This is a genomic window from Pseudomonas sp. rhizo25, assembly GCF_031931935.1.
Classification (GTDB): Bacteria; Pseudomonadota; Gammaproteobacteria; order Pseudomonadales; family Pseudomonadaceae; genus Aquipseudomonas; species Aquipseudomonas synxantha.
The window spans coordinates 184,133-197,419 of record NZ_JAUJXA010000008.1 but is presented as its reverse complement, the minus strand read 5'-3'; the positions used below and the strand labels follow the sequence as shown (position 1 = coordinate 197,419).

Below are 13,287 nucleotides of genomic sequence, written 5' to 3'. Positions count from 1 at the left end.
GCGCCCCAAGGAGACACTCAGGTGTGTGTATCTTCACTTCGAGACCGCCATGCGCATCAACATGCTTCCCGCATCGACCGCCTACCAGCTTGGCGAAGGGCGCCCGGAAAACAACTGGCTTGCGGTGCCTGCAGCGCCCGAAGAACCGCCTTTCGCGGATCGTCGCTCCGCCAGGCAAATCATCAACGCCAATCCAGGGTTGAAACACCTGCTCAGGCGCAGGGACAGCTATCCGGTGACCGACTTGCTCAAGCGACAACTGGGCGACTGGACATCCGCCAACCCTGATGCCAAAGCCAGGGCGCGCGCGGCCTATAACCTGGCGCGAGTGATCAATGTCCTCGACAACGTAAATGATCGTCGCGTCGGTAACAGTGAACGGCATGACGGCAAGATCAACGGCTTTTACAACGCGGGCTATTCCACCCGTAAAAATTCCGAGGCGCGCCTACTCGTAGCATTCGCGCAAGACGGCTATGACGTACTGCAAAGCCTGGGGCGCTAGCCAGGAAATTTAACGTCCTCCACCCAGATCCAGGAAGGTTCCGGTGGCGTATGAAGCCTTGTCCGACAGCAGCCAGATAATCGCCTCCGCCACCTCATCCGGGCGCCCACCACGGGCCATGGGAATGCCGGACTCCAGCTTGCTGACCCGGTCCGGATCACCGCTGAGGGCGTGAAAATCGGTAAAGATGTAGCCGGGACGTACCGCGTTGACACGAATGCCTTCACCCGCGACCTCTTTCGACAGGCCAAGCGTGAAAGTGTCCAGGGCCCCCTTGGACGCAGCATAGTCGACATACTCACCCGGCGATCCCAGGCGCGCCGCCACCGACGATACGTTGACAATGCTGCCACCCTGCCCGCCATGCCGAGGCGACATGCGCAGCACCGCATGCTTGGCGCACAGGATCGGGCCCAGCACATTGGTCTTCATGATTTTCAGGAGACGAAATTCGGACATTTCATCGACCCGCGACTTATGCCCAACGGTACCAGCATTGTTGACCAGCGCCGTGACCCGGCCCAGTTCGGCATCCACGCGATTGAACAACGCGATCACCTCATCTTCGCTGCTGACATCGGCGCGCACCGCAATGGCCTGGGCGCCCAGGCCGCGCACTTGCTCAAGCATTGCATGAGCGGCCTTCTCATCAGACTGATAGTTAATGCAGATACGATACCCCTCGCGAGCGGCCAGCAATGCCGTCTCGGCGCCAATCCCACGGCTGCCTCCGGTGATGATAACGACTTTATCCATGGCTGCGGTCTCCAGATTCAACCTGATGTCTAGGGTTGGATCCAAGAATACCCGTCACTCATAGCTCTTGTCAGGCGCTACCGTTTGTTCGGCGCTCCGGATATCTGCCATGAAACTATCGGCGGGCAATGGGTGCCCCAACAAGTAGCCTTGCAACGAATCACACCCCAAACGCGTGAGAAAATCCTGCTGCACATTGGTTTCCACACCTTCGGCCACAATTCGCAAGCCCAGGGCCTGGCCGAGTGCCACGATGGCCGAGACGATCGCCGCGTCATCGCTGTCGTGTTCCAGGTCGCGCACAAAGCCTCGGTCGATCTTCAACTCGTTGGCCGGTAGGCGCTTGAGGTACATCAGGCTGGAGTAGCCGGTGCCAAAGTCATCGATGGACAGATCCACGCCCATGTCCGAGAGCTGCTGCAACACGGTCATGCTCGCGTCGGCATCGCTCATGGCGGTGGTCTCGGTAATTTCCAGGGTCAGGCTGTTGGCGGGCAATTGGTGACGCTCCAGGGCGGCCGCTACGCTGTTGACCAACCCGGCGTGACAGAACTGCAACGCCGAGAGATTTACGGCAATGCGCCAACTCTCATAACCCTGTGCATACCACAGGCTCATCTGGCGGCAGGCTTCGTTGAGTACCCACTCGCCGATGGGAATGATCAGCCCGGTTTTCTCTGCCAGTGCGATAAAAGTCGCCGGCAGCAACAGGCCCTGCTGCGGGTGTTCCCAGCGCAGCAAGGCCTCGGCGCCCACCGCAATACCGCTGACAGCATTAAACTTGGGCTGGTAGTACAAGCGAAACTGCCCATGTTCGAGGGCATTGCGCAGGTCCTGCAACAGTTGCAATTGCTTGCGCGCATTGGTGTTCATCGATACATCGAAGAAGCTGTAGCCGTTCTTGCCCATGCCCTTGGCGTGGTACATCGCCGCATCAGCGTTCATCAACAACTCCTGAGGGCTGCTGCCGTTGCCCGGGAACAGGGCGATGCCAATGCTGGCCGAGATGTTCAACTCATGCTCGGCGACCTTGAAGGTGCGGTTGATCAGGCCGACCTGGCGCTCGGCCAAGCCCATGGCATCGTCCGGCTGGGTCAATTGCACCAGCAACACAAATTCGTCGCCACCGATACGGGCCAGGGTGTCCTGGCTGCGCAAGTCCTCGCGCAAGCGCAGGCCGACCTCGCGCAGCAACTGATCGCCCATGTGATGACCAAAGGCATCATTGACCGGCTTGAAGCCATCCAGGTCGATAAACATCAAGGCAAAGCAGCCGCCCCGCTCATTCACCGCCTGGATACCTTGCTGGATGCGATCCGCCAGCAGCGTGCGATTGGGCAGGCCGGTGAGCATGTCATGCAGCGCCAGGTGGGTCAGCTCCCGGTTGGCCAGGGTCAGGGAATCGGCGAGCACGGCAGTGCGCGCTTCCAGGCGTGCGTCGAGCAGCGAGGTCAATAGCGCAATGACCAGCACCGCCAAAGAGGTCACTAAAACTAGGTTATCCAGGCCCCTGCCGCTCAGGCCCGTCAGTGCGGCACCGCAAAAGCTGTCGTCGGCAAAACGCGCCGCGGCCATCCCGGTGTAGTGCATGCCGACGATAGCCACGCCCATCACCACCGCCGCCCCACCCCGTGCCAGGCGCACATAAGGCGTGTTGCGCCGCAGGTTGAAGGCGATCCACAGTGCCGCACCGGAAGCCACCACTGCAATCAATAATGAGGCGCCAAACAAAGTGGGATCGTAGTCAATGCCCGGCGTCATGCGCATCGCAGCCATGCCGGTGTAATGCATGCTGGCGATACCGGCGCCCATGATCAACGCACCGAATGCCAACTGCCAGGCCGGCAGGCGTGGCTGACTGACCAGCCACAAGGCGAAGCCACTGGATAACATCGCGATCAACAGCGACAGCGCAGTGATGCCCAGGTCAAACCCGAGGGCAAACGGCAGGCGCAGGGCCAACATGCCGATAAAGTGCATGGACCAGACACCGACGCCCATCGCCAATGCACCGCCGCTGATCCATAGATAAACGGCGCGCCCCTTGGCGGTAGCGATACGCCCGGCCAGGTCCAACGCGGTATAGGACGCCAGTACAGCGACGCACAGGGAAATCACGACAAGGGAGGTTGAATAGCTACCGATCAGCATGGGACTTCTCGCGGGCTACCGGGGTGTAAAAGCCCGTGCCGGGTGGCAAAGCGCGCGATTGTAGCGAGAATGAATCTGGGGCAGGTGATTAATTATCAGAAGGCCATTAGTGATTTTTTGGCGTCAATCGGATGGCCTCATGAGGCAGTTTCTGGATCCACGGAGATCAAAATGTGGGAGAGGCGGTGCTACGATTCGACTCGCCCCCGAGGGCCATGGGTATCTACACAGCTGTGTAGCAGCCGACGGTAACCACGATGCGAAGCGAGCCGCTCTTGATTTTGCTTTTGATCTTAGGCGCCCCGTCAAACCACGCTGGCCGGAATTCGACAGGGATTTGGGGGGTAAACCGGCAGGGATGCCGGTTTAGCCGCCCCGCGCCATGGATGGCGCGTGGCGGCGGCCCCCCAAATCCATGTCGGATTACGGGCACACCGAGCCTGGGCGAGGTGCCGAGTGGTGGGGCAAGAGCGTTTTGGTTACTTTTGGGCTCTTTTCAAAAGTGACCCGCTGTAAAAGCGGAACCAATAGTGGCCGTTACCGCAGGAATGGATATGTACACGGTCTGATCCAACATCCTGGTCGGCTGTCAGGCCGCCATCGGGAGCAAGCCCCCTCCCACATTTGGACCGAGACCATCAGTCAAATACTGGTCGGCTGTCAGGCCGCCATCGGGGGCAGGCCCCCTTCCACATTTGGGCCGGGTCACTCCTTTTCGGCCAGGGAGGTCTGGCCGTCCCAGCCGCCCCCGAGTGCGGCAATCAGCTGCACACTTGCCACCAAGCGCGACTGCAGCAAGTTCAACACCGTACGCTCGTTACTCAGGGCCGTCGCTTGCACGGTAACCACGTCCAGATAGGCAATCAACCCCGCCTTGTACTGGTTCTCGGTCAGGCGCAACGACTCTCGCGCTGACTCCAGCGCTTCATTGCTGACCACCGCCTCGTCCGCCAGTACCTTGAGTTGCACCATGTAGTTTTCCACCTCACGGAAACCATCCAGCACCGTCTGGCGGTACTTGGCCACGGTCTCGTCATAGCTGGCCACGGTGCGGTCGACTTCCGCCGAGCGCTGGCCGCCATCAAAGAGGGTCATCGCCAATTTGGGCCCAACCGACCAGAAGCGGTTCGGCAGGCTGATCCAATCCTCATAGGTGCTGCTGGAATAGCCGCCCTGCAGGCTCAGGCTGAGGTCCGGGTAGTACGCCGCCTTGGCTACGCCGATATTGGCGTTGGCGGCGATCACCGAACGTTCCGCCGAAGCGATGTCGGGGCGGCGTTCGAGCAACTGGGATGGCAGGCTCACCGGTATCTGTGGCAGTGCCGGGATTTCCTTGCTCACGGCCAGGTTGAAGTTGGCCGGGGCTTCCCCGATCAATACGGCGATGGCGTTTTCCAGTTGGGCGCGCTGCCAGATCAGGTCGATCAGACTGGCCTGGGTAGTCTTGAGCTGGGTTTGCGCCTGGGCAATGGCGTCCTTGCCGGCTACACCGGCGCGGTATTGGTTTTCGGTCATCTTCAATGAGCGCTGGTAGGTGTCCAGCGTGGCTTGCAGCAGGCGTGTCTGTTCGTCCATGACCCGCAGTTGCAGGTAGCTTTGCACCAGTTCCGATTGTTGGCTCAAGCGCATCGCGGCCAGATCGGCTGAGCTGGCCTCGGCGCTGGCTTCATTGGCCTCCAGACCACGGCGCAACTTGCCCCAGATATCGGCCTCCCAACTCACGCCCAACTGCGCATTGAGGGTGTCGCGAATACCGCTGCTGGAGCTGCTGAGGCTCGCGCTGCTGCTGCCGGTGCCCTGGCTGGCGCGGGTTTTACCGACGCTCAGGTCGACGCTGGGGTAGAACGCCCCGCGTGAACTGCGCACCAGTGCCTGGGCCTGGCGAAAACGTGCTTCGGCCTGGGCGACGGTCTGGTTGGAGGTGTTGAGGCGCACCACCAGGTCATTCAGTTGGCGGTCGCCGTACAGCTCCCACCAGGCGCCACGGGCCAGGGAGTCACTGGGGTTGGCCTGGCGCCAGCCCTGGGCCTCCTTGAATTGCACCGGCTCGATGACCTCCGGGCGCTGGTAGTCAGGGCCGATGGCGCAAGCGCTGAGCAACATGGCCAGGCCCACTGTAGGAGCGAGCTTGCTCGCGAAGGCCGTTAACGATAACGCGTTCCTTCTGGATGAACGCGGCGTATGGGCGTTCTTCGCGAGCAAGCTCGCTCCTACAGGGATCGCAGGGGCGTTGATTGAATCGGTCATAGCGCAGTGTCCAGGGCAGCATCGGTACGCACGCCGCGCCACGCGTTGAAACGATGGCGTGCGCGGTCGAGATAGAGGTAGACCACCGGGGTGGTGTAGAGGGTCAGGATCTGGCTGAAAACCAGGCCGCCAATGATGGTCAGGCCCAGGGGGCGACGCATTTCCGCACCATCGCCGGTGCCGAGCAACAACGGCAAGGCGCCGAGGATCGCGGCGAGCGTTGTCATCAGGATCGGTCGCAGACGCAGCAGGCAGGCGCTGCGGATTGATTCCAGCGGGCCCATACCGTCGTTGCGTTCCAGTTGCAGCGCCAGGTCGATCATCAGGATCGCGTTCTTCTTCACCACTCCGATCAGCAGGAACAAGCCCAGCAATGAGATCAGGCTGAACTCGCCCCCCGTCAGGTAGATGGCCAGCATGGCGCCCACCCCGGCCGAAGGCAGCGTCGACAGGATCGTCAGCGGGTGGATATAGCTTTCATACAAGATGCCCAGCACCAGGTACACCGCGACCAATGCGCCCAGGATCATGAACGGCTGACCCTTCTGTGTGGCCGCAAAGGCATCGGCGGTGCCGGCCATCTTGGCGATCACATCTTCGGGCAAGCCGACCTTGGCAATCGCCCGCTCGATAGCGGCCGTGCCCTGCTCTACCGTGACGCCGGGAGCCATGTCGAAGGCGATATTCTCCGAAGCGAATTGGCCTTCATGGCTGACGCGATCGTCTGCCAGGCTGTTTTCATAATGGGCGATGGTCGACAACGGCACCCGCGCACCATCGGCAGTGATCACCTGTACCTGATTGAGGGTGATCGGGTCCTGCGCATATTTGGGGTTGACCTCCATCACCACCTGGTACTGGTTGAGGCTGTCGTAGATGGTGGAAATCTGCCGCTGGCTGTAGGCGTTGTTCAGCACGGCGGTGACCATGTTCATGTCGATACCCAGACGCTTGGCCTGGTCACGGTCGACAATCAGCGTGACCTGGGCCGCGCCTCGCCCCTCGCGGGCGTCGATGGCGGTCAGCTCCGGCAGCTCACGCATGGCCGCAACCACTTTCGGGTACCACAGGCGCAACGCGGCCAAATCACCACTTTGCAGGATGTAGGAGTACTGCGCGCTGGTCTGGTCGCGGCTGCCACCAAACTGCAGGTCCTGGTCGGCCATCAGGAACAGACGCCCGCCCGGCACCAGCGGCACATCCTTGCGCAAGCGCTCGATTACCGCCTGGGCGGAGATCTTGCGCTCGCTGATCGGCTTGAGGCGCACCAGCATCACCGCATTGTTGGTGCCGTTGTTGCCGCCGATAAAGCCGGCCACGCTGAGCACTGCCGGGTCCTTGAGCACCGCCTGGCGGAAGATCTCCATCTTCGGCTGCATCACGCTGAACGACAGGCCATCGTCGCCACGCACAAAGCCGATCAACTGGCCGGTGTCCTGCTGCGGCATAAAGGTCTTTGGCACCACCACATACAGCGCCACGTTCAAACCGATGGTCAGCAACAGGCTCAGCAAGGTCAGGCGCCGATGGCGCAGCACCCAGTCCAGGCTGGTGGCGTAGCCGGCGACCATACGGTCGTTGACCTTCTGGCTCCAGCGTTGCAAACCGGTTTGTTTGTGCTTGTCATGGGGCTTGAGCCAGCGGGCGCAGAGCATCGGCGTCAGGGTCAACGAGACGATCAGCGAGACAATGATCGCCGCCGACAAGGTGATGGAAAACTCGCGAAACAGGTTGGTGACAATCCCGCCCATGAACAGGATGGACAGGAACACCGCCACCAGCGACACGTTCATCGACAGCAAGGTAAAGCCGACTTCCTGGGCTCCCAGGTAGGCGGCCTTCATCGGCGGCACACCTTCATCGATATGCCGGGAAATATTCTCCAGCACCACAATGGCATCGTCCACCACCAGCCCGGTGGCCAGGATCAGCGCCATCAGCGAAAAGTTGTTCAGCGAAAAACCGTACAGGTACATCACCGCAAAGGTGCCCACCAGCGACACTGGCACCGCCAGGGTCGGGATCAGCGAAGCGCGGAAGTTGCCCAGGAACAGGTAGACCACCAGGATCACCAGGCCCACGGCAATCAGCAAGGTCATCTCGGCTTCGTGCAGGGTGGCGGCGATCACCGGCGAGCGGTCCATGGCCAGGCTGAGCTTGACGCTGGACGGCAGCACCGCCTGCAACGCTGGCAACTGGGCCTTGATCTGCCTGACCGTCTCGATGATGTTGGCGCCGGACTGGCGGTTGATCACCAGCAGCACCGCCGAGTCATTGTTGAAGAAACCGCTGTTGTAGCGGTCCTCCACGCCATCGGTGATCTTCGCTATGTCGCGCAGGCGCAGGGCCGCGCCATCCTGATAGCGAATCAACAGCGGCTCGTAATCCTTGGCTTTTTCCAACTGGTCGTTGGCCTGGATCTGCCAGTTACGCTCAGCGTCTTCCAGGGAACCCTTGGGGCGGCGCTGGTTGGCGTTGGCGATGGTGTTGCGCACATCGTCCAGGGCGACGCCGTACTGGTCGAGGGCCTTGGGCTCCAGCTCGATGCGCACCGCCGGCAGCGAACTGCCGCCGATCTGCACTTCGCCTACGCCGGGCACTTGGGACAGGCTCTGGGACAGGATGGTCGAGGCCAGGTCGTACAACTGGCCCTTTTGCAACACATCGGAAGTCAGCGACAACACCATGATCGGTGCCTGGGACGGGTTGATCTTCTTGTAGGTTGGCATGCTGCGCATACCGCTGGGCAGCAGGTTGCGCGAAGCGTTGATGGCCGCCTGCACTTCCCGCGCCGCGCCGTTGATATCACGGTCGGAATCGAACGCCAGGATCACCCGCGTGGAACCCTGGCTCGACGAACTGCTCATGGTGGTGATGCCGGCAATCGAACCGAATGAACGCTCCAGCGGCGTCGCTACGCTGGACGCCATCACCTCGGGGCTGGCGCCGGGCAAACTGGCCGACACCACGATCACCGGGAAGTCGATCTGCGGCAGCGGCGATACCGGCAACAGGTTGAAGCTGACGCCACCGAGCAACATGATCGCCAGGCTCAGCAGCATGGTGGCTACCGGCCGGCGAATGAAAGGTCCGGACAGGTTCATGACTCAACCGGCTCCAGGCGTTGCGGCTCTTTGCGCCAGCGCCGGCCAAGACGATCAAAGTACAGGTAGATCACCGGCGTGGTGAACAGGGTCAACACCTGACTCACCAGCAAGCCGCCGACCATCACCAGGCCCAGCGGTTGGCGCAGCTCTGCACCGGAACCGGTGGCGAGCATCAACGGCACTGCGCCGAACAAGGCGGCCAGGGTGGTCATCAGGATCGGTCGAAAGCGCAGCAGCGCCGCCTGGTAGATCGCGGTCTGCGGGTCAAGGCCCTGGTTACGCTCGGCGTCGAGGGCGAAGTCGATCATCATGATCGCGTTCTTTTTCACGATACCGATCAGCAGGATAATGCCGATGATCGCGATCATGCCCAGGTCATTGCCACTGAGCAGCAGTGCGAGCAAGGCCCCTACCGCTGCCGACGGCAAGGTCGAGAGGATGGTGATCGGGTGGATATAGCTCTCGTAGAGCACCCCGAGCACGATGTACATGGTGACCACCGCGGCCAGGATCAGCAGCAAGGTGCTCGACAGCGACGCCTCGAACGCCTGGGCCGCACCCTGGAACTGGGTCTGCACGCCCACCGGCATGCCGATGTCCTTCTGGGTCTGGTTGATCAGCTCCACGCCTTTGCCCAGGGCGACGCCGGGGGCCAGGTTGAACGACATCATCACCGCCGGGAACTGGCCGATATGGGCAATCGCCAGCTGCGCCTGACGCTGCTCCACATGGGCCAGGCTCGACAACCGCACCTGGCCGCCATCGGTGGTCTTCACATGGATCTGGTTGAGGGCAGCCGGGCCGAGGGTCTCGCCGGACTGCGCTTGCAACACCACGCGGTACTGGCTGGCCTGCGTGTAGATAGTGGAAATCTGCCGCTGGCCGAAGGCGTCATACAGCGCGTCGGTGATGGTCGCAACGTTGACGCCCAGGCGCGAGGCCGCGTCGCGGTCGATCACCAGGTACACCTGCAGGCCCTTGTCCTGCAGGTCGCTGGCAACGTCGGTGAGTTCCGGCAACTGGCTGAGGGCTTGCACCAGCTTGCCGCTCCACAGCGCCAGCAACTCGGCATCCGGGGACGACATGCTGAATTGGTACTGGGTACGGCTGACACGGTCTTCAATGGTCAGGTCCTGCACCGGCTGCATGAACAGGCGGATGCCCACCAGCTTGTCGATTTCAGGTTGCAGTCGCGTAATCACCTGCGCTGCGCTCAAATCGCGCTGGCCGTGGGCCTTGAGGTTGATCAACAAGCGGCCGCTGTTGAGGGTGGCGTTATCGCCATCCACGCCAATATAGGAAGACAGGCTTTCCACCGCCGGATCGGCGAGGATGATCTTCGCCAGCTCCTGCTGGCGCTGGCTCATCGCCGCAAACGAAATCGATTGCGGCGCTTCGGAAATCCCCTGGATCACCCCGGTGTCCTGCACCGGGAAAAAGCCCTTGGGCACCACCAGGTACAGCACCACCGTGAGGCCCAGGGTAGCGATGGCCACCAGCAGGGTCAGCGGCTGGTGCTTGAGCACCCACTGCAACTTACGCCCGTAGGCTTCGATCAGCCAATCGATCCAGGCGCCGCTGGCCTTGTAGAAGCGCCCCTGTTCCTCTTCCTTGGGTTCACGCTTGAGCAGGCGTGCACACATCATTGGCGTCAGGGTCAGGGACACCACCAGGGAAATCAGGATCGCCACCGCCAGGGTGATGGCGAATTCACGGAACAGCCGCCCGACCACGTCGGCCATGAACAGCAGCGGGATCAATACCGCAATCAGCGATAGGGTAAGGGACACCAGGGTAAAACCGATCTGCTTGGCGCCCTTGAGTGCCGCCGCCATCGGCGTCTCGCCCTCCTCGATATAGCGGGAGATGTTTTCCAGCATGACGATGGCGTCATCCACCACAAAGCCAGTGGCAATGGTCAGGGCCATCAGCGTCAGGTTATTGATGGAGAACCCCGCCAGGTACATCACGCCAAAGGTGCCGACCAGGGACAGCGGCACGGCGATAGACGGAATGATCGTGGCGCTGACCCGACGCAGGAACAGGAAGGTCACCATCACCACCAGGGCAATGGCGATCAGCAGTTCATGCTGCACATCCTTGACCGACGCGCGGATGGTCTGGGTACGGTCAGTGAGCACGGTCACATCGAGCCCGGCCGGCAGGTTGTCGGTGATGCTCGGCAGCAGCGCCTTGATGCGGTCGACCACCTCGATCACGTTGGCGCCGGGTTGGCGCTGGATATTCAACAGCACCGCCTGGTTCTGATTGGCCCAGGCCGCGAGGCGTTCGTTTTCGGCGCCGTCGACGATCTGCGCCACATCCTTGAGGCGCAGCGGTGCGCCATTGTTGTAGGCCAGGATCAGTTCGGCATATTGCTCGGGCGAGACCAACTGGTCGTTGGCATCGAGCATCGACACCCGGGTGGGGCCGTCAAAGTTGCCCTTGGGCTGGTTGACGTTGGAAGCGGCGATCAGGCTGCGCACATCCGACAGGTTCAAGCCATTGGCCGCCAGGGCCTCGGGGTTGACCTTGATGCGTACGGCCTGGCGCTGGCCGCCGGCGATGCTGACCATGCCGACGCCGCTGATCTGCGCGATTTTCTGCGCCATACGCGTGTCGACCAGGTCATTGAGCTTGGGCAGCTGCATGGTCTTGGAAGTAATCGCCAGGGTCAGCACCGGGGTATCGGCCGGGTTGACCTTGTTGTACACCGGCGGCGCCGGCAAATCCTTGGGCAGCAGGTTGGTGGCGGCGTTGATTGCGGCCTGCACCTGTTGCTCGGCGACATCCATATTGATGTCGAGATTGAAACGCAGGGTCAGCACCGAGGCGCCGCCGGAGCTGGTGGACGCCATCTGGGTCAGCCCGGGCATCTGCCCGAACTGGCGCTCCAGCGGTGCGGTGACCGCACTGGTCATCACATCGGGGCTGGCCCCGGGGTACAGGGTCATCACCCGAATCGTCGGGTAGTCCACCTGGGGCAAGGCCGACACTGGCAGCAAGCGGTATGAAATGATACCGGCCAGCACAATGGCCAGCATGCTCAGCGTGGTGGCGACCGGGCGGAGGATGAACAGGCGTGACAGGTTCATGAACCGACCTTTTGCGCCTTGCCGGCGTCAGCGCCGGTCTCCCCTTTTGCCGCAGGCTTGCCTTGCAGGTGTTCGGTCGGCGTGGTCGGCACTTCGCTGCTGTCATTGACCACTTCGATTTCGCTGCCGTCCTTGAGACGGTCGGTGCCTTCCAGCACCACGCGGTCGCCGGCGACCAGGCCCTCCTTGATCACGGTGTTGTCGCCGTCGGTATCACCGAGCACCAAAGGCTGGACCTTGACCTTATTGTCGCCGTCGAGCTTGTAGACAAAGGTGCCGGTATTGCCGAACTGGATCGCCGCAGACGGTGCCAGCACCACGTTATGCAGGGTGTCGGCGAGCAAGTGCACATTCACGAACTGGTTGGGGAACAGCGCCTGGTCCTTGTTATCGAAGCGCGCCTTGAATTTCAGAGTGCCGGTGGTGACATCGATCTGGTTGTCCAGGCTTTGCAGCACGCCGACGGCCTGCTTTTTCGTGTCGCCACGGTCCCAGGCTTCCACCGGCAGCTTGTTGCCAGCGTGGTAACGAGCGAGCACAGTTTCCAGGGTATTTTCCGGCAGGGTGAAGGCCACGCTGATCGGCTGGGTCTGGGTGATCACCGCCAGGGCCGTGGTGTCGTTGGCGGCGACCAGGTTGCCGACGTCAAGCTGGCGCAAGCCGACGCGGCCGCTGATCGGCGCGCGGATCTTGGTGAATTCGAGGTTGAGCTTGGCGTCGTCTACCGCGCCCTGGTTGGTCTTGACTGTGCCCTGGTATTGCAAGACCAGCGCTTCGGCGGTGTCCAGCGTCTGCTTGGCGATACTGTCCTGGGCATACAGGCCGCGATAACGCTCGACGTCGACCTGGGCGTTTTTCAGCTGGGCCTGGTTCTGCAGCAGCGTGCCCTGGGCCTGGAGCAAGGCGTTCTGGTAGCTGCGCGGGTCGATTTCTGCCAGCAGGTCGCCGGCCTTGACCATCTGCCCTTCTTCAAAGGCGATCTTCATCAGCTCACCGCCCACCCGGCTGCGCACATTAATGGTGTTGAGCGCAGTGACCGTACCCAGGGCCTTGTAGTAAACCGGGAACTCCCCCAGCACCGCCGGCGCCACACGCACCGGAACCGGGCCGGTGGAACCGCCGAAGCCCGGGCGCGCCATACCGGTTTTACCGGTGTGACCGGCCGGCGCGTCTTTATGGGCTGCGCCACCGGGCCAGAATTTCCAGCACAAGCCGGCGATAACCAGCAGCACGAGCAGGCCAAACAACCAGCGGCGGGATTTGCGGGGGGAGGATTGCATGGAGTGGTCAACCATTGGGGGTGAGAGCTTCTTCTTCGGGAGGCTGAAAGATAAGCACTGGGGTGCGTTTAGAAAAGCACCTTTACCGGCTATTTACCTTGGGCTTACAACTTTTAACGTCTGAGCTTAGTCCGCTGGCTATTTCG

At 61.8% G+C, this 13,287-nt stretch carries 7 protein-coding genes; 1 reads left to right on the top strand and 6 read right to left on the bottom strand.

The features are described 5' to 3' along the window. Positions 1 to 25: 25 nt before the first annotated feature. The gene (locus QZR30_RS18755) at positions 26 to 505 is read left to right on the top strand and encodes a hypothetical protein (protein ID WP_311903902.1); all 480 of its coding nucleotides are present in this window, start codon (positions 26 to 28) and stop codon (positions 503 to 505) included. 9 nt (positions 506 to 514) lie between these two features. Here the strand turns inward: QZR30_RS18755 and QZR30_RS18750 are convergent, their stop codons facing one another. From QZR30_RS18750 to QZR30_RS18725, 6 genes are all read right to left on the bottom strand, one after another. Next, positions 515 to 1,261, bottom strand: coding sequence for an SDR family oxidoreductase (locus QZR30_RS18750; RefSeq protein ID WP_046067955.1), 747 nt, complete (start codon positions 1,259 to 1,261; stop codon positions 515 to 517). 54 nt (positions 1,262 to 1,315) lie between these two features. After that, positions 1,316 to 3,412 (bottom strand): putative bifunctional diguanylate cyclase/phosphodiesterase, encoded by a 2,097-nt coding sequence (locus tag QZR30_RS18745; protein WP_311903899.1) that lies wholly within the window; start codon positions 3,410 to 3,412, stop codon positions 1,316 to 1,318. Positions 3,413 to 4,117: 705 nt separating this feature from the next. Continuing rightward, entirely contained in the window at positions 4,118 to 5,659 is a 1,542-nt protein-coding gene (locus QZR30_RS18740; protein WP_080944604.1) for an efflux transporter outer membrane subunit, read from the bottom strand. Then, entirely contained in the window at positions 5,656 to 8,763 is a 3,108-nt protein-coding gene (locus tag QZR30_RS18735; RefSeq protein WP_056845847.1) for an efflux RND transporter permease subunit, read from the bottom strand. The genes QZR30_RS18740 and QZR30_RS18735 overlap by 4 nt, the downstream gene beginning before the upstream one ends. Next, positions 8,760 to 11,861, bottom strand: a complete 3,102-nt coding sequence (locus QZR30_RS18730; protein ID WP_059397552.1) for an MdtB/MuxB family multidrug efflux RND transporter permease subunit — start codon at positions 11,859 to 11,861, stop codon at positions 8,760 to 8,762. The genes QZR30_RS18735 and QZR30_RS18730 overlap by 4 nt, the downstream gene beginning before the upstream one ends. Next, a complete protein-coding gene (locus QZR30_RS18725; RefSeq protein WP_046067951.1) occupies positions 11,858 to 13,156 on the bottom strand; it encodes an MdtA/MuxA family multidrug efflux RND transporter periplasmic adaptor subunit in 1,299 nt (432 codons plus the stop codon). The genes QZR30_RS18730 and QZR30_RS18725 overlap by 4 nt, the downstream gene beginning before the upstream one ends. Positions 13,157 to 13,287 lie beyond the last annotated feature (131 nt).